We start from the raw sequence: 22,366 nt of genomic DNA, 5'->3' as shown, positions 1-22,366 counted from the left end.
AGTGTCGGCCAACATATCTGCTGGATGACACAGCGCTTTTCGCGAGCAAGCCCGCTCCCACATTTGGAATGTGTCAGACACAAAAAACCCATGATCTCTCATGGGTTTTTTGTGTCTCCGGCTACCGATTTTATGCCGGTGCCGACGTCCGGATCAGGTGATCGAAAGCACTCAGGGAAGCCTTGGCGCCCTCGCCCACCGCAATCACGATCTGCTTGTACGGCACAGTGGTCACGTCACCGGCGGCGAACACACCAGGCACCGAGGTTTCGCCGCGAGCATCGACGATGATCTCACCACGGGGTGACAGCTCGATGGTGCCTTTGAGCCAATCAGTGTTGGGCAGCAGACCGATCTGCACGAAGATCCCTTCAAGTTCTACACTTCGCAGCTCGTCAGTCTGACGATCCTTGTAACGCAGGCCGTTGACCTTCTGACCGTCGCCGACCACCTCGGTGGTTTGCGCGCTGGTGATCACGGTCACGTTCGGCAGGCTGTGCAACTTGCGCTGCAACACCGCATCGGCACGCAGTTGAACGTCATACTCCAGCAGCGTCACGTGGGACACGATACCGGCCAGGTCGATGGCCGCTTCGACGCCGGAGTTGCCGCCGCCAATCACCGCCACGCGCTTGCCCTTGAACAGTGGACCGTCGCAGTGCGGGCAGTATGCAACGCCCTTGTTGCGGTATTGCTGTTCGCCAGGCACGTTCATTTCACGCCAGCGTGCACCGGTCGCCAGGATGACGGTCTTGGCTTTCAATTGCGCACCGCTGGCGAAGTGGACTACGTGCAACTCACCTTCTTTGCCTGGCACCAACTTATCGGCACGCTGCAGATTCATGATGTCCACGTCGTACTGTTTGACGTGCTCTTCCAGCGCAACGGCCAGTTTCGGCCCTTCGGTTTCCTGTACAGAGATGAAGTTCTCGATGGCCATGGTATCGAGCACCTGTCCACCAAAACGCTCAGCCGCCACACCGGTACGAATGCCTTTACGGGCTGCATAGATCGCCGCCGAAGCACCGGCCGGGCCACCGCCGACAACCAGTACGTCAAAGGCTTCCTTGGCGCTGATTTTTTCAGCCTGACGCTCGATACCGCTGGTGTCGATTTTGGCGAGAATTTCTTCCAGGCCCATGCGGCCCTGGCCGAAGTTCACGCCGTTGAGGTAGATGCTTGGCACCGCCATGATCTGGCGCTCGTCGACTTCTGCCTGAAACAGCGCGCCGTCGATGGCCACGTGACGGATGTTCGGGTTCAGCACCGCCATCAGGTTCAGCGCCTGGACAACGTCCGGGCAGTTCTGGCAGGACAGCGAGAAGTACGTCTCGAAGTTGAACTCACCCTTGAGCGAGCGGATCTGCTCGATCACTTCAACACTGGCTTTCGATGGATGACCGCCGACTTGCAGCAGGGCCAGCACCAGGGATGTGAATTCATGGCCCATCGGGATGCCGGCGAAACGCAGGCTGATATCGGCACCGGGGCGGCTGATCGAGAACGATGGCTTGCGTGCGTCGTCACCGTTGTCGAGCAAAGTAATCTGGGTGGAAAGACTGGCAACGTCTTTCAACAGTTCGAGCATTTCCCGGGATTTCGCACCGTCGTCGAGGGAGGCAACGATCTCGATCGGCTGGGTGACCCGTTCCAGGTACGATTTCAACTGGGCTTTAAGATTGGCGTCCAACATACGGGCGATTTCCTTTGTATTCACAGACATAAAAAAACGCCCGAGCGAATCTCGCCCGGGCGTTTTTATTGGGCGGTGCAGCTTGCTTAGAAGGTGCGGAAGTCCGCCCTGATGAAGCGCGTCACAGACTTAGATCTTGCCGACCAGGTCCAGGGACGGAGCCAGAGTGGCCTCGCCTTCTTTCCACTTGGCTGGGCAAACCTGACCCGGGTGAGCAGCGACGTACTGGGCAGCCTTGATCTTGCGCAGCAGTTCGCTAGCGTCACGGCCTACACCGCCATCGTTCAGTTCAACGATCTTGATCTGGCCTTCCGGGTTGATTACGAAGGTGCCACGATCCGCCAGGCCAGCCTCTTCGATCAGCACGTCGAAGTTGCGCGAGATGGCGTGGGTTGGGTCGCCGATCATGGTGTACTGGATCTTGCCGATGGCTGGCGAAGTGTTGTGCCAGGCAGCGTGGGCGAAGTGAGTGTCGGTGGAAACGCTGTAGATCTCGACGCCCAGTTTCTGGAATGCGTCGTAGTTGTCAGCCAGGTCTTCCAGCTCGGTCGGGCATACGAAGGTGAAGTCGGCCGGGTAGAAGAACACCACAGACCACTTGCCTTTGAGGTCAGCGTCCGAGACTTTTACGAAGTCGCCGTTTTTGAATGCATCAGCTTTGAACGGTTTAACTTGGCTGTTGATGATAGGCATCGTTGACTCTCCGTCAGGGGTTAAGAAGTTGATGGAGAGAACTTTACCCACTCGACGAACGCAAAGCTCATTGGCAAACCTCATGCCGCTGATTTGTTTTCGCTATTAGCCGACAGTATTAATAGAAGAATTCGGTATCTCGGGCGCGACCGGCTTTTCTGCGCGCAGCGCCATGCCCAGGAAGGGATTGGTTTCGATGTAACGCATGGCGGACTTCATGTCCTTCCAGCCCACATAACTCATCAACGATTTCAGATCCCAGCCACTTTGGTGCGCCCAGGTGGCGAATCCGCGACGCAGAGAGTGGCTGGTATAGAGTTCGCCCGCGATTCCAGCGCGCCCCAGGGCCTGACGCAACAGCGGTATCACGCTATTGGCGTGCAAGCCCTCCTCACTCAGATGCCCCCAACGGTCAATGCCACGAAACACCGGACCGCGCACCAGTGCCGCCTCGTTGATCCATTCGATGTAGGCCTGCACCGGGCACAAGCGCTGCAGCGCCGGCGTCTGATAAGTCTTGCCAAGGTTCTCGCGATCACTCTTGCTGCGCGGCAGGTAGAGGGTGATCCCCGCGCCGGCGCTGGCTTGAACGTGCTCGATTTGCAACCGGCACAACTCATCGCTGCGAAAGCCCCGCCAGAAACCTAGCAGGATTAATGCGGTGTCCCGCCTGGCGCGCAACAGTGCGGGGCGATCGCCCTGAGTCCGGGCAGTTTGCGCCTCCTGCTCCAACCAGTTGACCACCTGCTCCAAATGTTGAAGTTGCAGGGGTTGCGCCTGTTTCTCCTGCGCCGGATGCAGCGCACGGATGCCTTTGAACACCTTGCGCACCAGCGACGCCTTGGTCGGATCGGCAAACCCCTGACTGTTATGCCACTGCGCCAGAGCCGACAACCGTAGCTTCAACGTGTTGATCGACAACACCCCGGCATGGGCCACCAGGTAACGCGCCACACTGTCGCCGGTAGCCGGCAGAAAACCACCCCAGGTCACTTCGAAATGCTCAATAGCTGCCCTGTAGCTACGCCGGGTGTTGTCGCGAGTGGCGGCTTGCAGGTAACGATTGAGGTCGCTCATGGAAATACCTTCTGACTAGTTACAAATTGGCGAACTGTAGGAGCGAGCACGCTCGCGATGGACATTAACGATGACGCGGGCCTCCTGAATGCCCACGGTACTCTCTGGTTTTTCGCGAGCGTGCTCGCTCCTACAAGGACAGCGTTGAACTGGAGGAGCGAGCACGCTCGCGATGGACGTCAACGATGACACGGGCGTTCTGAATGCACGAGGTGCTCTCTGGTTTTTCGCGAGCATGCTCGCTCCTACAAGGACCGCGTTGAACTGTAGGAGCGAGCACGCTCGCGATGGACGTCAACGATGACACGGGTCTCCTGAATGCCCACGGTGCTCTCTGGTTCTTCGCGAGCCTGCTCGCTCCTACAAGGACCGCGTTGAACTGTAGGAGCGAGCACGCTCGCGATGGACGTCAACGATAACGCGGGCTTCCTGAATGCCCGCGGTGCTCTCTGGTTTTTCGCGAGCATGCTCGCTCCTACAAGGACCGCGTTGAATTGTAGGAGCGAGCACGCTCGCGATGGACGTCAACGATAACGCGGGTCTCCTGAATGCCCACGGGGCTCTCTGGTTTTTCGCGAGCATGCTCGCTCCTACAGGGGACCACTTGTGCCAAAAACGTATCAAAACCACCTTCACACGTGGTAATACCAGTATATCCCGCGTCAGTATCATCGAGCATTTAACTTATTCAATTCAATGGTACAATGTGTATACCAGTGGTATGTACCACAGTATTAAATCGTAGGAGACCCCATGGCTCGCGGTGGTGTAAATAAAGCGATAGTTCAAGCGGCCCGGTTGGCGATCCTCGCCCGCGGCGAAAACCCCAGTATCGACGCCGTGCGGATCGAGATGGGCAATACCGGTTCGAAAACCACGATCCATCGCTATCTCAAAGAACTGGACGACAGCATCGAACGCACCGAAACACCCTCCGAACCCATTGATGACGAGTTGCTGGCGCTGGTCGCAAGGCTCGCCCAACGGCTCAAGGAGCAGGCACAGGAACCCATCGACCAGGCCTGCACGCAGTTCGAACAACAACGCAATGCACTGGAAACCAGCCTCACCGAAGCACAGGACGCCAACACTGAGCTGCAGCAGCAGTACGAGTTTCAAACCCTGGCGCTGGCCCAGGAATCCGACGCACTGCAGGACACCCGCTCGATGCTGCAGACCGAGCAGACCCGCAACGCCGGGCTGAATCAGGCACTGGCCGATTTCGAACTACGCCTGCAAGACAAAGACGAGCAGATCCGCTCCCTTGAGGAAAAGCATCTGCATGCCCGCGATGCCCTGGAGCACTATCGCAATGCGGTGAAGGAACAGCGCGAACAGGAAATCAGTCGCCATGAAGGCCAGGTTCAGCAGCTGCAGATGGAGTTGCGTCAGTCACAGCAGAGCGCCCTGGTGCGCCAGGACGAAATCACCCAACTGCATCGCGACAACGAGCGCCTGCTGACGGAAAACCGCGGCACCCTGCGCGAGTTGAGCTCACTGCACGAACAGCTTAAGCAAAGCCACGCCCGCCAGGATCAGCTACTGGAACAGACCACCCGGGTCGACGGCGAACGCACCCTCCTCCAGGAACGCTTGCGCGTCGCCCTGCTGGAAAGCCAGGCACTCAAACAGAATGTCGACGAGCAGTCGCAGCTGAACAAGGCGCTGGAAACCGAGCTGACCAAGGCCCAGGCAGACCTGGAAGAAAGCGTGCGCCTGGCCGCTGCCGTTGCGGCAGCGCCAGACACAGCCAAAGGCGATTAACCGGCGACCGGCGTGCGCATGGTGACGAACTCTTCGGCGGCCGTCGGGTGTACGCCGATGGTTTCGTCGAAGTGGCGCTTGGTCGCGCCGGCCTTCAAGGCAATTGCCAGTCCCTGAACGATCTCACCGGCCTCAGGGCCAACCATGTGGCAACCCAGGACCTTGTCGGTCTTGGCATCCACCACCAGTTTCATCAACGTGCGCTCCTGGCACTCGGTCAGGGTCAGCTTCATCGGCCGGAAGCTGCTTTCGAAAAGCCGCACTTCGTGGCCAGCTTCCCGAGCCTCCTCCTCGGTCAAGCCGACGGTGCCGATGTTCGGCAGACTGAACACGGCCGTCGGGATCATTTTGTAATCCACCGGACGATACTGCTCCGGCTTGAACAGACGCCGTGCCACCGCCATGCCTTCGGCCAGCGCCACCGGTGTCAATTGCACGCGCCCGATCACATCACCCAGGGCGAGGATCGATGGTTCAGCGGTCTGATACAGCTCATCGACTTCGACAAAGCCGTTCTTGTCGAGCTTCACACCGGTGTTTTCCAGCCCGAGGTTGTCCAGCATCGGACGCCGGCCAGTGGCGTAGAAAATACAATCCGCTTCCAGCACGCGCCCATCCTTGAGGGTAGCTTTCAAGCTGCCGTCAGCCTGCTTGTCGATGCGCGCGATATCGGCATTGAATTGCAAGTCCATGCCACGCCGGGTCAGCTCTTGCTGCAAATGCTTGCGCACCGAGCCGTCGAAGCCGCGCAGGAACAACTCACCGCGATAGAGCAATGTTGTCTCGGCGGCCAAACCGTGGAAGATGCCGGCGAACTCGACGGCGATGTAGCCACCGCCCACCACCAACACTCGCTTGGGCAGCTCTTTGAGGAAGAACGCCTGATTGGAACTGATCGCGTGCTCGTGCCCCGCAATATCGGGAATCTGCGGCCAGCCACCGGTGGCGATCAGAATGTGCTTGGCGCTGTGGCGCTCGCCATTGATCTCGACGGTATTCGGATCGACGATTTTGGCGTGGCCTTCATGCAGCGTGACGCCACTGTTGACCAGCAGGTTGCGATAAATGCCATTGAGGCGATTGATCTCGCGATCCTTGTTGGCGATCAGCGTCGCCCAGTCGAACTGCGCCTCGTCCAGGCTCCAGCCAAAACCCGAGGCCTGCTCGAAGTCGTCGGCAAAGTGCGCACCGTACACCAGCAGTTTCTTCGGCACGCAACCGACGTTCACACAGGTCCCGCCCAGGTAACGGCTCTCGGCCACCGCCACTTTCGCACCAAACCCGGCAGCAAACCGCGCAGCCCGCACCCCGCCGGAACCGGCACCAATCACATAAAGGTCAAAATCGTAGGCCATTTTCAATCTCCTCGGCAGGCCAACAGCATACCTGCGCACGGCCGCTGAGCAAGCGTTGTGCTCAAATGCGCGGGGCCTGGGATTCGCGACTTTTGATCAATGCTCCAATGCAGATTGCATTTGCGGTATGCGCAGAGTGCGCCATGCAATCAAAATCGCCATGAGTGCCAAGCCGAACGTTACCCACGAAACCAAACCGATTCCACCTTCGAACGCCGCCCCCGCCTGCACCATCAACGCCTTTGCCTGATCACCCGACAAGCCTCCCGCCACATGATAAGCGCCAGACAGCGTTTCACTCGCCAGCATCATCTGCACGTCGCTCAGAAACCCCGGAAGCTGCAACGCACCGCGATAGTAGGCCGTGACGACACCGCCGAGCACTGTCGTCCCCAACACCACGCCCACTTCATAGGCCGTTTCGCTGATGGCCGACGCAGCGCCCGCTTTAGCCAGTGGCGCAGCAGACAAAATCACATCGTTGGACACCGTCGCAATCGCACCCACACCAATGTTGAGCAAGGCAAAAGCCACCACCAGAATGGTCAGGCTACTGCCCATGCTGGCGACCAGCAGAAACGCCGATCCAGCAAACGCCATCAAGATGGGTATCAGCACATGCACCTGTACTCGCCGCGCAACCGGCACAACCGCCATCCCCACTGCAATTGCCACGACTTGCCCTGGAACCAGGGCGAGGCTGGCGCTCAAGGGCGACACCTGAAGAACGATCTGCAGGAACTGAGTGGTAAAGAACACGAAGCCGACGAGAAACGCGAGACTCATCAGGTTGATCGCTACAGAGCCGCTGAATGCGCCATTGCGCAACAGACTAAGGTCCATCAACGGCACTGGCAGACGTAATTGTCGACGCACAAACATCCAGCCCGCTACTGTGCCTGTTGCAAATGCTGTCAGCGCCATCCAGTCGATACCACTGCTGGCAATGTGTTTAATGCCATAGACAATGGCACCAAGCGCTACCATCGATTGCAGAATGCTTATCGGATCCAACGGTCCTGAAGCATCCCGCTCGGACTCGGGCAGCAACAGTGGTCCCAACACCAGCAACGGCACCAACACAGGCACCGCCAGCAGGAAAATCGAGCCCCAACTGAAGAATTCCAGCAAAACCCCACCCACCAAGGGACCAAGTGCCGAACCTACCGTCAATGTCGTCGCCCAGATCGCGACTGCCAGCCTGCGTTCTTCTCGATCCTCGAACACCGAACGTATCAACGCCAACGTTGACGGCATCAGCATTGCACCGAAAATGCCCATACAAGCTCGTCCGGCAATCAGTTGTGCGGCGGTACCCGAATACGCGGTCAGCACCGACACAATCGCAAAGCCCAAGGACCCGACCAACAACAACTTACGATGACCAACCCGATCTCCCAGACCACCCATCGACACCAGCAGCCCTGCCAATACCAGCGAATAAGCATCGATCATCCACAGCTGCTGGCTGGCAGTGGGACGCAGGGCCTCAGCAATCTTGGGTAACGCGAATCCGAGCACCGTGTTGTCAACTGTCACCAGCAATACGGGTAGCATCAGGACGAACAGGCCCCACCAACGATTTGATTTTCCTCCCCGTTTTGTTGCCTTACCGAGCAATACCATTTGCAAAACTCCTTATTACCATCGATGAACTCGCACGGCGCACTTCGAAATGCCGTCGCGAGTAAGTCCCGGGCACTCCTTTGCCAAGGTTTGTTTCGTTTTATTAATGACGTTGGGTTATAGGTCAGGCAATGAAAAAAGTATTTCCAATGGGAAATGTTTTGCCGCTGGAGCGAGCAAAAAGAGCCTTCACGCCCCCCCGGAAATCACAGGAACAAGAAAGGTGAAATAAGGCCCTGCAAATTCGAAGTCGCAGGGCGAAACCGGGATATCGCAACACCTGTAGGAGCCTGGCTTGCCAGCGATGAGGCCCGAAAGGACAACACAAAGCTCAATCTCGCATCGCCAGTTCAAGCCGGCCCCTACAGGTTTTACGCGCCCCAAAAAAAACGCCCCGAACCAGTCGGGGCGTTTTTGTGTTTAACCTGCCAAGCGGCTATCAGTAAGCCTTGCCAGTCTTGTAGAAGTTCTCGAAGCAGAAATTGGTCGCGTCGATGTAACCCTCGGCGCCGCCGCAGTCGAAGCGCTTGCCCTTGAACTTGTAGGCCATCACGCAGCCGTTCTGGGCCTGTTTCATCAGGGCGTCGGTGATCTGGATTTCGCCGCCCTTGCCTGGCTCGGTCTGTTCGATCAGGTCGAAGATGTCCGGGGTCAGGATGTAGCGGCCGATGATGGCCAGGTTCGACGGAGCGTCTTCTGGTTTTGGTTTTTCAACCATGCTGTGAACGCGGTAGATGTCGTCGCGGATCATCTCGCCGGCGATGACGCCGTACTTGTGGGTCTCTTGCGGATCGACTTCCTGGATGGCCACGATCGAGCAGCGGAACTGCTTGTACAGCTTGACCATCTGGGTCAGCACGCCGTCGCCTTCGAGGTTGACGCACAAGTCGTCCGCCAGGACCACGGCGAAAGGTTCGTCGCCGATCAGCGGACGGCCAGTCAGGATTGCGTGGCCCAGGCCTTTCATTTCGGTCTGGCGGGTGTAGGAGAACGAGCAGTTGTCGAGCAGCTTGCGGATGCCGACCAGGTATTTTTCCTTGTCGGTACCCTTGATCTGGTTTTCCAGCTCGTAGCTGATGTCGAAATGGTCTTCCAGGGCGCGCTTGCCGCGGCCGGTAACGATGGAGATTTCGTTCAAACCGGCATCCAGTGCTTCTTCGACGCCGTACTGGATCAGTGGCTTGTTCACCACCGGCAGCATTTCTTTGGGCATGGCTTTAGTCGCTGGCAGGAAGCGAGTACCGTAACCGGCTGCTGGGAACAAGCATTTCTTGATCATATAAGTCCTTGAAAAGGCTGTGTGTTCGAGTTTCGGCGCAGTCTAATCAGGCGGCGGGCACCTTACAATGCCCCGCGCTGGCTATCCGATGCCATCATAGAGAAAAATTCTCGCCGATAGTTCCCCGCGAGAGTGAACAGGCCTGCGGACAGCCCATTATTGATAGCAGAGACTCGCGGATTTGCACGGTTTGGCCCTGCAATAAACAAACCACCATACGCCTGTCGACACTGGTTGAGTGCATTTGGCGCTATTATGGTGCGATTGAACCAGACCACGAGGTTATTAAATGTCGGCAGCAAAAAGCGTTAACGGGTACTTGATCAACCAGGCGAAAGACGGCCAATGGTGGGTAGACAGTGTCGCCGGCGAAAATATCGCCGGGCCATTCCCGACCGAGGCACTGGCCATCGAAGTGGCATCGGTGTTGCAAGACCAGCACCCGGCACCGAAGCGACGCGGCAAAGACAAGAATTGACGCGACCCAACCCTGCCCATGCGCAGGGTTTTTTGTGAACTTCTGCGCAGAAGTGGCCTTTCGCTATAACCTTTTGCCTGCGGCGCTGTCACAGCCTTAGCCCTTCCCCCTGACGACGACCACACCATGAACAAGATCTTGCCACTAATAGCCGCACTGGCCCTGGGCGGTTGCGCCACCAGCGAACAAACTTACCTGGATAACGGCGAGCAAGGCCTGACCATCGACTGCTCCGGCGGAGCAAACTCCTGGGCTACCTGTTACGAAAAAGCCGACGCCTCCTGCGCCGGGACCGGCTACCGGATTGTCGGTACCGACGGCACGCCGGCGCTCAAGGAGAGTGACAAGACCCTAGGCGCCGACGTTGGCGAATTCAAGAACCGCAGCGTCGTGGTGGTCTGCAAGTAAGGCGCCTTGCCCTACATGTGGATTTCCGCGAACTTGATCCCGAGACCGCGCACGGTCTCGACCAACTCGTCCAGACGAGCGAAGGACTCGACTTCATCCTGATCGTCCACGAGAAAGTAGCTGCGCCCGGCGCTTTTCTTGAAAAACACGATCCATTCCTCCGGACATGCCGGGTTCTGGATCACATGGGTGGCAGAGATAAGACCCTCTGCATGACGCTCCCGTACCTGTTCCCGCTTCATGCCTGACTCCAGAAATGACAATGCCGCCAAAGCCTGGCTTTGACGGCATCGATGCTGACTGGCGATAGTCTATCAGCCGGAAATGCATTCGTTGGCAGCATCTTGTACGTCCCGTGGACGCACTGGGACGTTGGAGATGCGCTCATGCAGCTTGATGCCGCTGCCATTGGAGCGCTCTTCTATATCGAATACCGCGGCCGGCCCCGAAGACAATTTCTGCGGCACAATCACTCGCAATCCGTCTTTTTGCGGCTCGATTTGCAGGGCGCCACGGCTGTCGGCCAGCTTGTCGCTCAGGCACTGCGCATATTCATGGGGTTTCTTTCCTGAAAGCACGTTCATGGTCGGCAACGTCTGGTTGATATCGGCGACACTTGCGCAACCACCCATTGCCAGCATCCACGGCAGACCCCATACACCCCACTTCATACAAAACCTCCGATAAAGACCCTCCGACCACACAAACCCGGTTTTTCTCCAGAGCGAACTCATTTATGACCCATTAAATGTGCAATATCTGTTCTTTATTGTCCTTGCAGCCCACTATGGCCGGATAATCAGGCCTACGGGCTGATAAACTGCGCGCCGTTTTTGTAGAAAAAGCCCTTCTGGAGGCGCCCCATGAAATTTATCCATCAGCGCGAGCACCTCAATGAAGACGATATCGTCGTCATTCAATGCTCCCAAATGTGCAACATCCGTCTGATGAACGACGCCAACTTCCGCAGCTTCAAAAATGGCGGCCGCCACACCTATCACGGCGGTGCGTTCGACACCTTCCCGGCACGCATTACGGCGCCAAGCACCGGTTTCTGGAACATCACCATCGATACGGTCAACCGCCGGGCGATCAGCGTGACCCGTAAACCGACCCTGACGCACTCGATCAAAATCATCCGCCGCTCCAGCACAAAACTGAGCTGAGTGACGTACCCGATATAAAGAAAGGCAGATATGACCGTGGCTCAAACGACCAAGTACGTCATCAAATACAAGCTCAACGGCGAGCGCCGCTTCGAGTTCGCGCAACTTGAAAACGGCACCGCAGAAGAAGCCAGGGCAGCGCTGGATGCCATTCATGGCCAGGACGACGTGATCAGCGAAATCAGCGTCAGCAAAGCCCTGTAACACCCTCTGCCGCGACCATCTGGACGGTTTGACCGCAAGAGTCGGAGTGTCCGCCCTGGCAATGCCTTTCAGACTGGTCACCTCGAATCCGGAAGGCCTGGTGCCCATTGCCAAACGCTGGTATGAACAGATGGGGCTGGCAGTGCGTTTTCCTGAGTCCCACCAGGCATTTCTCGAACGATGCATCATGAGCCTATGAACCCGCTGACATTCGATCTGTTTGCCGATGCAGAGCCCGAGCAAGCGCCCAGGCGCGAGCAGATCGGTGAGCAATCATACGTTCTCAGAGGCTTCGCCCTGACCTGGCTGGAGCGCGTGTTGCCCGCACTGGAGGCGGTGTTGGCAGCCGCGCCGTTTCGCCAGATGATCACGCCCGGCGGCTTTACCATGTCGGTAGCCCTCAGCAGCTGCGGCACCTGGGGCTGGACCACCGACCGCAGCGGCTATCGCTACACCCGCCACGACCCGCAAAGCGGCCTGCCGTGGCCGGATATGCCCGAGGCGTTTTACCAGCTGGCTCAAGCGGCGGCAACGGAGGCGGGATTCGCCGACTTTGTGCCGGACTCCTGCCTGATCAACCGTTATATCCCTGGCGCTAAAATGTCACTGCATCAGGATAAAAACGAAACCTGCCTAGCGGCCCCTATTGTTTCGGTGTCATTGGGCCTGCCGGCAATGTTCCTGTTCGGCGGTTTTGAACGCAGCGACAAAAGCCAGCGAATCCCCTTGCTGCACGGCGACATCGTGGTCTGGGGTGGCGTGGATCGACTGCGCTATCACGGCGTGTTGCCGATCAAGCACGGGCTGCACCCGCGACTGGGTGAACAACGTATCAATTTCACCTTCCGCACCGCAGGTTGAAGCCCTGGAGTTTGACCGCAAGCGCCGGAGTGTGAAGACACTCAAGCTTGGTTAACCTGCACAGAACCACCCACCGGACAGGCCGCCATGACGACGCAAATGACCACGATCAGCATAGAAAACGATCCGCGCTGGGCCGCCGTCCTTGCCCGGGATCCCAAGGCCGACGGGCAATTTGTCTACGCGGTGAAAACCACCGGTATCTATTGCAACCCCAGCAGCCTGGCGCGCCTGCCCAAGCCTGAGAATGTCGAGTTCTTCGACACCGCCCAGCAGGCCCGGACTGCGGGCTACCGGCCCAGCAAGCGCGCAAGCAAGGACCAGAGCGCCGTTGCGGCACAACACGCCGCGACCGTGGCCGCCGCCTGCCGCCGCATCGAAAGCACAGAGACACCGCCGGCATTGGCCGAACTGGCTGAAGCCGCGGGCCTTAGCAGCTTCCATTTCCATCGCGTGTTCAAAGCCGTCACCGGCCTGACCCCCAGGGGTTACGCCGCCGCCCATCGCTCGCGCAGGGTTCGCGAACGCCTGGCGGACGGCGGCACGGTGACAGACGCCCTGTACGAGGCAGGCTTCAATTCCAATAGCCGTTTCTATGAAGCCGCCGACCACCTGCTGGGGATGAAGCCCGGCGATTACCGCGCGGGCGGCCAGAACAACGATATTCGTTTCGCCATCGGCCAGTGCTCACTCGGCGCGATTCTGGTGGCGCAGAGTGAGCGCGGAGTGTGCGCGATTCTGCTGGGCGATGATCCACAGCAACTGGTCTGCGATCTGCAGGACAAGTTCCGGCGCGCCAATCTGATTGGCGCCGATCAGCAATTCGAGCAGTTGGTTGCCCGGGTGGTCGGTTTTATCGAAGCGCCGGCGATCGGCCTGGACCTGCCTCTGGATGTGCAAGGCACTGCGTTTCAGGAACGGGTCTGGCAAGCCCTGCGGGAAATCCCGGCCGGCAGCACCGCCAGCTATGCCGAGATCGCCCAACGGATCGGCGCGCCCAAAGCCGTCCGGGCAGTGGCACAAGCCTGCGGCGCCAACCGTCTGGCGGTGGCGATCCCTTGCCATCGCGTGGTGCGCAGCGATGGCAATCTGTCGGGTTATCGTTGGGGGGTTGAACGTAAGCGGCAGTTGCTGGACCGCGAAACGCTTTAATGATCCGGGGACAGGACGCCACGCCCAAACCAGTGGCGAGGCGTCCTGCTGGACCTATTTGCGTGCTGGCGTATGCGCAGCCCAAAGTACCTCGCTGGTGTCCAGGCCTGGCGCCCAATCAGGTGCATACGAGGTGTGTCTTTGCAAGCAACGCCAAATGCCGCCGCCATGACTCACAAGAGCGCCGGTTTCATAGAAGGTATCGAGCTTCCATGCCGGGTGGCCGCCACCTTCAGCCTTGGTTTTCTGACGCAAAAGATTGCTCGGAGGGGACAGTTTCCCATCCAGGTCGAGCGCTTTGACTTCATAGCGATACTCGGTGTCAGGTGTCAGCCCCGTGTCTTCATACTCGGTCTGAGTGGCACTGAGCGTTTTGACTACAACGCCATCCCGGTAGACCAGGTAGTTCACGATGGGTGCCGTGCCGGTGGAAGCCCCCCACATCAGCGTGATGCTCTGGGTTGTCTGCCCCATTGAGTGAAGATTGATCGGAGCGCTGGGGCCGCCACCTTCGGGCAGTGTCTGCACTTGAAGCGGCCGACTCGGGTCGGAAACTTCGCCCGCTTCGTCATGCGCCGTAATGACGTAGCTGTAGAGCGTCCGAGGCAGAACGCCTTTGTCAGTCCAGGTCAACGCCGGTGCAGGCACATCCACGGACATGGTCCCGTTGCGCTTGATACGATAAAACGCAATCGGGGCTGGACCATCCGATTCGTTCCAAGCGAGTTCCACTTGCTTGTCGGTGATGCTCACCGCTTTTAGCCCGGTCGGAACGGAGGGGCGTTCACCCCCGCCATCCGGCGGCACAAAATCCAGATCCACCACCTGATAGAACGCATTTGGGGTATCAGCAACTTCCCAGACGGCCAGCAACACATGGTATCCACTGCGCTCGGGCAGCGGCAGCCCGTGAACGGTCGGTGTCGGTGGCTTCATCTGCTCCGAATGTTCCCAGAACGGTTGCAGATTAATTTGCACCGTATAAAACGGCTCTGGTTCAAATTGGTCTCGCGACAGCACCTTGCCGGGATCCCAATCTTTCTTGGTCAGGAAATAGACCCAGCGCCGGGACACGTGATTGGCGGTGAAATACCAGGAAATCTCCAGCACTTCACCAGGGCACACTGGGTGTTTTTGCCAATGCGAGCCCGGCTCATCCAGCATGGCCCCGGTGGCCTGGTTTGCACTGGCAATTTTACCATCAGGCGGCGGCGCGAAACTGGTCTGGTCTTGCGGTGCATAGGGGTCATGCAGATCGCCGACGGTCGCAGGGAAAAACTTGCCCGATTCTCGCTGGTTCAGCGCACCATAATCGAGCTTGCCTGCCTCCCAGGCAAAATAGGCTCTGGACTTAGGGGAAAAGACGTGTCCATGGCGCGGGTTGGGGCTTTTGCTGATGACATTTACACGACGCTGTGACATGGGACTCTCCATTGTTTGCCGGTTGCAACAGTCGATGCCGTGCAAATCACAGCGCTGCCATCACGACCTCAGCGGCTGGGGCAACCGTACGTTTGCCTCACGAAAAAATGCACGCTTGGTCCTTCACGTCCGGCTGGACACCACGTACGAAACAAATTAAGCGCTTTGTCCGAGATCATGCCTACTGTAAAAACTGACAGTTCGACGCCACCGCTCGTCAGTTTTCTCCGGAACGCCCCCTACCCTGAAAGGGCATTTCATAGCCTCCGGTGTTCATCCTCGAACCGCCCCTGCGCCCCCCATTCTCTTTCAAGGGATCCAGCAGTCTCGGTCTTTTGCCAGTAAACTCTCCTCCTTTCGCCGCATCCATTTCCTCGCGGCAGTGACCTTTATTCCTACGGAGTTCGCCTTGCGTCTGTTTCACACCTCCGACTGGCACCTTGGGCAATACCTGCATGGCCAGGATCGCGATTTCGAACACGGCTGCTTTCTCGACTGGCTGCTGCGCCAGCTGAAGCTGGATCAGCCGGATGTGCTGCTGATCGCCGGCGACATTTTCGACACGGTCAACCCGCCGGTCAAAGCCCAGGAACGTCTCTACGATTTCATCGTCAGTGCCCACGAGCAGCAGCCGCTGCTGACCATCGTGATGATCGCCGGCAACCACGACTCCGGCTCCCGGATCGAACTGCCTGCGCCCTTGATGCGCCGCTTGCGCACCCATGCGCTGGGTCGCGTGCTGTGGCTCGACGACGGACAACTGGACGCCGAACGCCTGCTGTTGCCGCTGCCGGATGCCAGCGGCGCCATCGCCGCCTGGTGCCTGGCGCTGCCGTTCCTGCGCCCGGCGGAAGTCACCGGCGCACACCTGGGTGACAACTACTTGCGCGGCATCGGCCAGGTGCATGAATGGCTGATCGAGGCGGCCAACGCCAGACGCCAGCCCGGCCAAGCGCTGATCGCCATCAGCCACGCGCACATGGCCGGCGGTTCGGTGTCGGAAGATTCCGAGCGCAGCCTCATCATCGGCAATGCCGAAGCCCTGCCGGCGAGCCTGTTCGGGCCGAGCATCAGCTATGTGGCGCTCGGGCACCTGCACAAGCCGCAGAAGGTCAATGGCGAAGAACGCATCCGCTACAGCGGCTCGCCGATTCCGCTGTCGTTCTCCGAAATCGGCTACCAGCACCAGATTCTCGACATCACCCTCGATGGCGAAACCCTGGTCAGCGTCGAACCGAAACTGATACCCCGCGCGGTCAACCTGCAACGCATCGGTCCGGTGCCGATGGCGGAAGTACTGCTGCTCCTGGCTGATCTACCGAACATCGATCTGCTGGCCGACATCCAGCGCCAGCCCTGGCTGGAAGTACGGGTACGCCTCGACGAGCCGCAGCCCGACCTGCGCCAGCAAGTGGAAACCGCCCTGCAAGGCAAGGCCGTGCGCCTGGTGCGCATCGCCGCCGAATACGCAGGCTCAGGCAGCCGTGAAGGCAACGACGAGGGTGGTGCGCTGATCGAACTGGATCAACTCACTCCACAGGAGCTTTTCAGCCGCGCCTGGCAGGACAACTACGGCAGCGAGGTCGACGAGCAAACCCTCAAGGACTTTGCCGAGCTGTTGCAAGACGTGCAGATGGAGAGCGAACAACCATGAAGATTCTCGCCATCCGCCTGAAGAACCTCGCCTCCCTGGCCGGGCCGTTCGACATCGACTTCACCGCCGAACCCTTGGCCAGCGCGGGACTGTTCGCGATCACCGGGCCGACCGGGGCCGGCAAAAGCACCCTGCTCGACGCCTTGTGCCTGGCGTTGTTTGGCGCCGTGCCGCGGCTGAGCAACGCCCAGGTGTCGGCCAAGGCGCCGGACGCTGACGGCGAAATCAGCACGGGCGATCCGCGCACCCTGCTGCGTCGTGGCACCGGTGAAGGTTATGCCGAAGTGGATTTTGTCGGCATCGATGGCCGCCGCTACCGCGCCCGCTGGGAAGCCAATCGCGCCCGGGAGAAGGCCGGCGGCAAGCTGCAGGCCAGTCGCCAGAGCCTGCGCGACATCGATCTGGATCAATTGCTGGCCAGCCAGAAAGTCGACTTCAAGGTCCAGCTCGAAACCGTGCTGGGTCTGAACTTCGAGCAGTTCACCCGCGCGGTGTTGCTCGCCCAGAGCGAATTCAGCGCCTTCCTCAAGGCTAACGACAACGAACGCAGCGAGCTGCTGGAAAAACTCACCGATACTGCGCTCTATACCCGGCTCGGCCGGCGCGCCTTCGACAAGGCCAAAGAAGCCCGTGAAACCCACAAGCTGCTGCAGGATCAGGCCAGCGGTGTGACACCCCTGGCCCCCGAGGCCCGGGCGCAGCTTGATGAGCGCTTCAATGGCGCACAACAACAGCTGAAATTGCAGCAGGCGCAGCTCAAGCAGCTCGAATTGCAGCACACCTGGCTCAAGGAATTGCGCCAGTTGCAGGACGCGCAACACAGCGCCACTGAGCAACTGCAATCGGCACAGTCCCATTGGCAAAGCCTGGACGGCGAGCGCCTGCAGCTGACCCGCCTGGAGCAACTCGGCCCCCAGCGGCATCAGTTCGCCCGCAAAACCGAAATCGATGCATTACGGACCCCCTTGGCGGCGCAGATTGCCCTGCACACTCAGCAACACGGCGTACTCGGCGAGCGCCAGACGCAGCTGGAGCAGGAGCTGGGCGCGGTGCGGATCGCCCTGGCCGAAGCGCAACAGCGGCAAACCGACAGCGCGCCGCTTTTGCGCCAGGCCTTCGACGAACAAAGCACCCTCGCTCGCCTGGCCAAAGACACCGCCATTGGCGCCGAAGCGAAGCTCGTCGCCGAACAGGCGTGCACTCAGGGCCGAAGTGCGATTCAAACCCTGCACGACCGGCAAACCCAGGTCGCCGCGCACTTGCAGCGCATCGCCGCCGAACTTGAGCAAAGCAGCCATCTGGCCCCCTTGAGCAACGCCTGGACTGCCTACCGCGATCGCCTGCAGCAGTTGATGCTGATCGGCAACCGGCTGAACCAGGGGCAGGCGGAACTGGCCACCCTGGAGCAGAACGCCACGCACAGTGCGCAAGCGTTCACCGCGCAGAAGCAACAGCTGGAAGTGCTGTACAAGGAGGCCGGCGCCGAACCCGATGCCGTCGCCGAGCAGATCGGCATTCTCGGCAGCCTGCTGCAGGACAACCGCAAACAGCTGCGCGCGATCGAAGAGCTGACCCGCTTGTGGGCAAGCCAACAGGAACTGGACAAGCGCGGCGCCGAGCTGCAACAACGCCAGCTCAGTGCGCAACAGGAGCGTGAGCGCCTGACCCAGGACGGGGTCAAAACCAAGGCTGAGCTGAGTGTCGCCGAGCAGACCCTCAGCGTCACCCGCGAGCTGTTGGAGCGTCAGCGCCTGGCCCGCAGCGCCAGTGTCGAGGAGCTGCGTGCACAATTGCAGGATGACCAGCCCTGCCCGGTCTGCGGCAGCCAAGAGCACCCCTATCATCAGCCCGAAGCGCTGCTGCAGAGCCTCGGCCGCTTTGATGAAGGCGAACAGGCCAACGCCCAGAAAGCCGTCGATCTGCTCAAGGAAAAACTCACCGACCTGCGCGCCGAAGTCGGCGGACTGATCGCCCAGCAAAAGGAACTGCTGCAACAGCAGGAGCAACTGGCGACCCGCCAGCAAACCGTGACGCCCAGCCTGCAAGCGCACCCGCTGGCCAGTCAGTTGCTGAATCAGGACAGCGAGAAACGCGATACCTGGCTCGCCCAGCAAAACAGCCAGTTGAATCAGAGCATCGGTCAGGACGAGCAGCGCCAGAGCGCCCTGCTCACCCTGCAACAGGATGCCGCGCGCCTGACCCAACAACTGCGCCAGGCCGAAACCGCGCACCAGCAAGCAGCACGCCATCTGGACAATCAACAACGGGAATTGAGCAACGACCAGCAGCGTCTGGACGAAGAACTCAAAGCATTCGCCAGCCTTTTGCCGGCCGAGACACTGCAAGCGCTGCGCGTCGAGCCGGCCGCGACCTTCCTGCAGCTCGACCGACAGATTGCCGAGCGCCTGGCGCAACTCGAGCAACAAAAGGAGGAGCTGGCCGAACAGCAACAGCGCCAACAACACCTTGAGAAGGAACAGGATCGGCAGCAAACCCGACTGCAGCAATTGCAAGCCGCCGAGCAGCAATTCAATGCACTGGCCGCACAACAACAGGCGAGCCAGCAGACCCTCGGGCAGTTGCTCGGCGAACACGGCAGCGCCGAGCAGTGGCAGCAACAACTGGAACGGGACGTTGAAACGTCACGCAGCGCCGAAACCGCGACGACCCAGGAACTGCAAAACGTAGTCACTCAGCAAGTGCGAATCGCCGCCGAACTCAAGGCACAACAGGAACGCTTGCAAGCACTTGAATGCGAAGAGCGTGAACTCGCCGGTAAAATCGCCGACTGGCGCGCCCGCCATCCGCAACTGGATGACGCCGGCCTTGAAGAATTACTGCTGGTCGATGACGCCTGCGTCAGCGAGTTGCGTCAACGCTTGCAGGACAGCGAAAAAGCCATCGAACAGGCCAAGGTTCTGGTGCAGGAGCGCGACAAGGTCTTGCTCCAGCATCAGGCGCAGCACAACGGCAACCTCGACGCCGAACAACTCGACAGCGCCCTCGGCGATTTGCAGGGCCAGTACGCCGTCAGCGAACAGCTGTGCGCGGAACTGCGTGCCGAACAGGTCGAAGATCAGCGCCGGCAAAATGCCAATCAGGCCCTGGGCCAGCAGATTGCCGACGCCTACACCGAGTACCAGCGCTGGGCACGCCTCAATGCCTTGATCGGTTCGGCCACCGGCGACACTTTCCGCAAGATCGCCCAGGCCTACAACCTCGACCTGCTGGTCCACCACGCCAACGTGCAACTGCGACAACTGGTGCGGCGCTACCGCCTCAAGCGTGGCGGCAGCATGTTGGGCCTGTTGGTGATGGATACCGAAATGGGCGACGAACTGCGTTCGGTGCATTCGTTGTCCGGCGGCGAGACCTTCCTGGTGTCACTGGCGCTGGCGCTGGGGCTGGCGTCCATGGCGTCGAGCACACTGAAGATCGAATCGCTGTTCATCGACGAAGGTTTCGGCAGCCTCGATCCGGAGTCCCTGCAACTGGCCATGGATGCCCTCGACGGTTTGCAGGCACAGGGGCGCAAGGTCGCGGTGATTTCTCACGTACAGGAAATGCATGAACGGATACCGGTGCAGATCCAGGTCCAGCGCCAGGGCAACGGCTTGAGCACCCTGGAGGTGAAATGACCACCCTGTATTCCTTCCGCCGCTGCCCCTATGCCATGCGGGCGCGCCTGGCCCTGCGTTACTCGGGGGTTGTCGTGGACATCGTCGAGGTCAGCCTGAAAGCCAAACCGGCCGAGATGCTCGCGCTGTCCGCCAAGGGCACGGTGCCGGTGTTGAGTGTTGGCGGCCGGGTGATCGACGAGAGCCTGGACATCATGCGCTGGGCCCTGGCACAGAATGATCCGCAGGACTGGTTGCTCAAGGATGATCCAGCCGGAACCGAGCAAATCGCCAGGCTGATCGAAGAGAACGACACGCGGTTCAAGGTGCATTTGAATCGCTACAAATACGCCGAGCGTTATCCCGAGCAGCCCATGGAGTTTTATCGCACCGAGGGTGAAGTGTTCCTGCGCAGGCTTGATGAGCTGCTGGAGCGTCGCGATTACTTGCTGGCCGATCATCCGACCTTGGCCGACATGGCGTTGATGCCATTTGTACGACAGTTCGCCCATGTCGACCGCGAGTGGTTCGCCCAGACGCCGTATCGGCGTTTGCAGACGTGGTTGCAGCGGTTGCTGGAGTCGGAGTTGTTCACGGCGGTGATGAAGAAGTAAGCCCCACACCTGTGGCGAGGGGGACTTGCCTGTGGTGAGAGGCTTGCCTGTGGCGAGGGGGCTTGCCCCCGTTGGGTTGCGCAGCAACCCCAGCGTATCTTGAGGCAATCGAGCTATTCGAAATTAAAACTGCCGCATAGCTGAACTGGACAAGGGGGGGGGTCGCTGCGCGACCCAACGGGGGCAAGCCCCCTCGCCACAGGCAAGCCCCCTCGCCACAGAAGCCCCCCTGTCACACAAGCCTCCCTCAACACAATTGATCGCATCTGCTCTCAGGTTTCAGTGTGTAATCAGGCCCTGCGCCAAACCCCTTTGCCATTCAACCGCTCCCGATCATGGGCTGCGGTGAAATCCTGCGCCGGGCCTTTTGGCACGATCCCCGTCGGATTGATGGTCTTGTGACTGCCGTAGTAGTGGGTCTTGATGTGGGTGAAATCCACCGTCTCAGCAATCCCTGGCCACTGGTAAATCTCCCGCAACCAGTTCGACAGGTTCGGATAATCGGCAATGCGCTTGAGGTTGCACTTGAAGTGCCCGTAATACACCGCGTCGAAGCGAATCAGCGTGGTAAACAGGCGGATGTCCGCTTCGGTGAGGTACTCGCCTGTCAGGTAGCGGTTGGCGTCCAACAACTGTTCCAGGTGATCGAGCTCAGCAAACAATTCATCGAACGCCGCCTCATATGCCTGCTGCGACGTGGCAAACCCGGCGCGGTACACGCCGTTGTTCACCGCCGGATAAATCCGCTCGTTCAGGACGTCGATCTCACCCCGCAGCGCAGCGGGATAGAAGTCCAGGTCGTTGCCGGTCAGTTCGTCGAACGCACCATTGAACATGCGGATGATTTCCGATGATTCATTATTGACGATGTGCTCTTGCTGCTTGTCCCAGAGCACCGGTACCGTGACGCGGCCGGTGTAGTCGGCGGCATCGGCGGTATAGCGCTGGTGCAGGAAGGTCAGCCCGTCGAGTTTGTCGCCGGTGGAGCCGTGGGCCTTGTCGAAGGTCCAGCCGGTCTCCAGCATCGAATAGCTGACTACGGACACGTCGATCAGGTTTTCCAGGCCTTTGAGTTTGCGCAGGATCAGGGTGCGATGAGCCCAGGGACAGGCGAGTGACACGTAAAGGTGGTAGCGCCCCGGTTCAGCCGCGAAGCCACCGACACCGCTTGGCCCCGGCTTGCCGTCTGCCGTCACCCAGTTTCGGCGCTGCGCCTGTTCGCGCTGGAACGCGCCGTCTTTGCTGCTTTCGTACCACTTGTCCTGCCAGCGGCCATCGACTAATAAACCCATGTTCAATCCTC

General features: G+C 59.6%; 20 protein-coding genes and 1 pseudogene. 11 read left to right on the top strand and 10 right to left on the bottom strand.

Going from position 1 to position 22,366, the window contains the following annotated elements; genetic code table 11:
* Positions 1-130: 130 nt before the first annotated feature.
* The 3 genes from ahpF to AC07OG_RS18395 form a co-directional block, all read right to left on the bottom strand.
* Positions 131-1,693 carry an alkyl hydroperoxide reductase subunit F gene (gene ahpF / locus AC07OG_RS18405; RefSeq protein WP_495067712.1) on the bottom strand — a complete coding sequence of 521 codons (1,563 nt, stop codon included), beginning with the start codon at positions 1,691-1,693 and terminating at the stop codon, positions 131-133.
* 129 nt (positions 1,694-1,822) lie between these two features.
* On the bottom strand, positions 1,823-2,386 hold the full coding sequence (ahpC, locus tag AC07OG_RS18400) for an alkyl hydroperoxide reductase subunit C (protein WP_007975937.1): 564 nt from the start codon (positions 2,384-2,386) through the stop codon (positions 1,823-1,825).
* Between the two features lie 105 nt (positions 2,387-2,491).
* Positions 2,492-3,463, bottom strand: a complete 972-nt coding sequence (locus tag AC07OG_RS18395) for a site-specific integrase (RefSeq protein ID WP_495067711.1) — start codon at positions 3,461-3,463, stop codon at positions 2,492-2,494.
* Between the two features lie 753 nt (positions 3,464-4,216).
* Between AC07OG_RS18395 and AC07OG_RS18390 the strand changes: the two genes are divergently transcribed.
* Positions 4,217-5,227, top strand: a complete 1,011-nt coding sequence (locus AC07OG_RS18390) for a DNA-binding protein (RefSeq protein WP_495067710.1) — start codon at positions 4,217-4,219, stop codon at positions 5,225-5,227.
* Here AC07OG_RS18390 and gorA read toward each other — a convergent pair.
* From gorA to galU, 3 genes are all read right to left on the bottom strand, one after another.
* Complete coding sequence (gene gorA, locus AC07OG_RS18385) at positions 5,224-6,582, bottom strand: glutathione-disulfide reductase (RefSeq protein ID WP_495067709.1); 1,359 nt, start codon at positions 6,580-6,582, stop codon at positions 5,224-5,226. The two genes, AC07OG_RS18390 and gorA, sit on opposite strands and share 4 nt — an antisense overlap.
* Before the next feature lie 96 nt (positions 6,583-6,678).
* Positions 6,679-8,208 (bottom strand): MFS transporter, encoded by a 1,530-nt coding sequence (locus tag AC07OG_RS18380; RefSeq protein ID WP_495067708.1) that lies wholly within the window; start codon positions 8,206-8,208, stop codon positions 6,679-6,681.
* Positions 8,209-8,647: 439 nt separating this feature from the next.
* Positions 8,648-9,487, bottom strand: a complete 840-nt coding sequence (gene galU / locus AC07OG_RS18375) for a UTP--glucose-1-phosphate uridylyltransferase GalU (protein WP_060542862.1) — start codon at positions 9,485-9,487, stop codon at positions 8,648-8,650.
* Positions 9,488-9,776: 289 nt separating this feature from the next.
* On the opposite strand from galU, the gene AC07OG_RS18370 reads away from it, so the two are divergent.
* Together AC07OG_RS18370 and AC07OG_RS18365 are read left to right on the top strand one after the other, a co-directional pair.
* Positions 9,777-9,965, top strand: coding sequence for a hypothetical protein (locus AC07OG_RS18370; protein ID WP_495067707.1), 189 nt, complete (start codon positions 9,777-9,779; stop codon positions 9,963-9,965).
* Positions 9,966-10,091: 126 nt separating this feature from the next.
* The gene (locus AC07OG_RS18365) at positions 10,092-10,373 is read left to right on the top strand and encodes a hypothetical protein (protein ID WP_495067706.1); all 282 of its coding nucleotides are present in this window, start codon (positions 10,092-10,094) and stop codon (positions 10,371-10,373) included.
* Between the two features lie 11 nt (positions 10,374-10,384).
* On the opposite strand, the gene AC07OG_RS18360 is transcribed toward AC07OG_RS18365, so the two are convergent.
* Together AC07OG_RS18360 and AC07OG_RS18355 are read right to left on the bottom strand one after the other, a co-directional pair.
* Positions 10,385-10,615 (bottom strand): hypothetical protein, encoded by a 231-nt coding sequence (locus AC07OG_RS18360; RefSeq protein WP_495067705.1) that lies wholly within the window; start codon positions 10,613-10,615, stop codon positions 10,385-10,387.
* A gap of 72 nt (positions 10,616-10,687) precedes the next feature.
* Positions 10,688-11,044 carry a hypothetical protein gene (locus AC07OG_RS18355; RefSeq protein ID WP_495067704.1) on the bottom strand — a complete coding sequence of 119 codons (357 nt, stop codon included), beginning with the start codon at positions 11,042-11,044 and terminating at the stop codon, positions 10,688-10,690.
* 192 nt (positions 11,045-11,236) lie between these two features.
* Here AC07OG_RS18355 and AC07OG_RS18350 point away from each other — a divergent pair, with 192 nt between their 5' ends.
* The 5 genes and pseudogenes from AC07OG_RS18350 to ada all read left to right on the top strand — a co-directional run bounded on the left by AC07OG_RS18350 (position 11,237) and on the right by ada (position 13,756).
* Positions 11,237-11,539: a DUF1883 domain-containing protein gene (locus tag AC07OG_RS18350; protein ID WP_007912251.1), complete on the top strand. Its 303-nt coding sequence runs from the start codon at positions 11,237-11,239 to the stop codon at positions 11,537-11,539.
* A 30-nt stretch (positions 11,540-11,569) separates the two neighbouring features.
* The gene (locus tag AC07OG_RS18345; protein WP_495067703.1) at positions 11,570-11,743 is read left to right on the top strand and encodes a hypothetical protein; all 174 of its coding nucleotides are present in this window, start codon (positions 11,570-11,572) and stop codon (positions 11,741-11,743) included.
* Positions 11,744-11,840: 97 nt separating this feature from the next.
* Positions 11,841-11,927 (top strand): annotated as a pseudogene (locus tag AC07OG_RS18340) (2OG-Fe(II) oxygenase); the annotation flags it as partial.
* Positions 11,924-12,604, top strand: coding sequence for a DNA oxidative demethylase AlkB (gene alkB / locus AC07OG_RS18335; protein ID WP_495067702.1), 681 nt, complete (start codon positions 11,924-11,926; stop codon positions 12,602-12,604). The pseudogene AC07OG_RS18340 and the gene alkB, both read left to right, overlap by 4 nt.
* An 87-nt stretch (positions 12,605-12,691) precedes the next feature.
* Positions 12,692-13,756 carry a bifunctional DNA-binding transcriptional regulator/O6-methylguanine-DNA methyltransferase Ada gene (ada, locus tag AC07OG_RS18330; protein ID WP_495067701.1) on the top strand — a complete coding sequence of 355 codons (1,065 nt, stop codon included), beginning with the start codon at positions 12,692-12,694 and terminating at the stop codon, positions 13,754-13,756.
* Positions 13,757-13,810: 54 nt separating this feature from the next.
* On the opposite strand, the gene AC07OG_RS18325 is transcribed toward ada, so the two are convergent.
* Positions 13,811-15,178, bottom strand: a complete 1,368-nt coding sequence (locus tag AC07OG_RS18325) for a lytic polysaccharide monooxygenase (protein ID WP_495067700.1) — start codon at positions 15,176-15,178, stop codon at positions 13,811-13,813.
* Between the two features lie 409 nt (positions 15,179-15,587).
* Here AC07OG_RS18325 and AC07OG_RS18320 point away from each other — a divergent pair, with 409 nt between their 5' ends.
* Genes AC07OG_RS18320 through AC07OG_RS18310 form a run of 3 tightly spaced genes read left to right on the top strand, consistent with a single transcriptional unit; the run spans position 15,588 to position 21,063 of the window.
* Entirely contained in the window at positions 15,588-16,832 is a 1,245-nt protein-coding gene (locus AC07OG_RS18320; protein WP_495067699.1) for an exonuclease SbcCD subunit D C-terminal domain-containing protein, read from the top strand.
* Positions 16,829-20,470: an AAA family ATPase gene (locus AC07OG_RS18315; protein ID WP_495067698.1), complete on the top strand. Its 3,642-nt coding sequence runs from the start codon at positions 16,829-16,831 to the stop codon at positions 20,468-20,470. Before AC07OG_RS18320 ends, AC07OG_RS18315 begins: the two co-directional genes overlap by 4 nt.
* Positions 20,467-21,063, top strand: coding sequence for a glutathione S-transferase (locus AC07OG_RS18310; protein ID WP_495067697.1), 597 nt, complete (start codon positions 20,467-20,469; stop codon positions 21,061-21,063). The genes AC07OG_RS18315 and AC07OG_RS18310 overlap by 4 nt, the downstream gene beginning before the upstream one ends.
* A gap of 290 nt (positions 21,064-21,353) precedes the next feature.
* Here AC07OG_RS18310 and AC07OG_RS18305 read toward each other — a convergent pair whose 3' ends face one another.
* Positions 21,354-22,355, bottom strand: a complete 1,002-nt coding sequence (locus tag AC07OG_RS18305; RefSeq protein WP_060543576.1) for a glutathione S-transferase family protein — start codon at positions 22,353-22,355, stop codon at positions 21,354-21,356.
* Positions 22,356-22,366: the final 11 nt, after the last annotated feature.

The sequence above is a fragment of the Pseudomonas sp. GW821-FHT09H03 genome, assembly GCF_059415945.1.
Note: the sequence above shows the minus strand (reverse complement) of the source record. Positions and strands in the feature narration are given on the sequence as shown.

Bases quoted from the DNA above. Each gene is read 5' to 3' on its own strand.
- ahpF (WP_495067712.1), bottom strand. From the start codon at position 1,693: ATGTTGGACGCCAATCTTAAAGCCCAGTTGAAATCGTACCTGGAACGG.
- ahpC (WP_007975937.1), bottom strand. From the start codon at position 2,386: ATGCCTATCATCAACAGCCAAGTTAAACCGTTCAAAGCTGATGCATTC.
- AC07OG_RS18395 (WP_495067711.1), bottom strand. From the start codon at position 3,463: ATGAGCGACCTCAATCGTTACCTGCAAGCCGCCACTCGCGACAACACC.
- AC07OG_RS18390 (WP_495067710.1), top strand. From the start codon at position 4,217: ATGGCTCGCGGTGGTGTAAATAAAGCGATAGTTCAAGCGGCCCGGTTG.
- gorA (WP_495067709.1), bottom strand. From the start codon at position 6,582: ATGGCCTACGATTTTGACCTTTATGTGATTGGTGCCGGTTCCGGCGGG.
- AC07OG_RS18380 (WP_495067708.1), bottom strand. From the start codon at position 8,208: ATGGTATTGCTCGGTAAGGCAACAAAACGGGGAGGAAAATCAAATCGT.
- galU (WP_060542862.1), bottom strand. From the start codon at position 9,487: ATGATCAAGAAATGCTTGTTCCCAGCAGCCGGTTACGGTACTCGCTTC.
- AC07OG_RS18370 (WP_495067707.1), top strand. From the start codon at position 9,777: ATGTCGGCAGCAAAAAGCGTTAACGGGTACTTGATCAACCAGGCGAAA.
- AC07OG_RS18365 (WP_495067706.1), top strand. From the start codon at position 10,092: ATGAACAAGATCTTGCCACTAATAGCCGCACTGGCCCTGGGCGGTTGC.
- AC07OG_RS18360 (WP_495067705.1), bottom strand. From the start codon at position 10,615: ATGAAGCGGGAACAGGTACGGGAGCGTCATGCAGAGGGTCTTATCTCT.
- AC07OG_RS18355 (WP_495067704.1), bottom strand. From the start codon at position 11,044: ATGAAGTGGGGTGTATGGGGTCTGCCGTGGATGCTGGCAATGGGTGGT.
- AC07OG_RS18350 (WP_007912251.1), top strand. From the start codon at position 11,237: ATGAAATTTATCCATCAGCGCGAGCACCTCAATGAAGACGATATCGTC.
- AC07OG_RS18345 (WP_495067703.1), top strand. From the start codon at position 11,570: ATGACCGTGGCTCAAACGACCAAGTACGTCATCAAATACAAGCTCAAC.
- alkB (WP_495067702.1), top strand. From the start codon at position 11,924: ATGCATCATGAGCCTATGAACCCGCTGACATTCGATCTGTTTGCCGAT.
- ada (WP_495067701.1), top strand. From the start codon at position 12,692: ATGACGACGCAAATGACCACGATCAGCATAGAAAACGATCCGCGCTGG.
- AC07OG_RS18325 (WP_495067700.1), bottom strand. From the start codon at position 15,178: ATGTCACAGCGTCGTGTAAATGTCATCAGCAAAAGCCCCAACCCGCGC.
- AC07OG_RS18315 (WP_495067698.1), top strand. From the start codon at position 16,829: ATGAAGATTCTCGCCATCCGCCTGAAGAACCTCGCCTCCCTGGCCGGG.
- AC07OG_RS18310 (WP_495067697.1), top strand. From the start codon at position 20,467: ATGACCACCCTGTATTCCTTCCGCCGCTGCCCCTATGCCATGCGGGCG.
- AC07OG_RS18305 (WP_060543576.1), bottom strand. From the start codon at position 22,355: ATGGGTTTATTAGTCGATGGCCGCTGGCAGGACAAGTGGTACGAAAGC.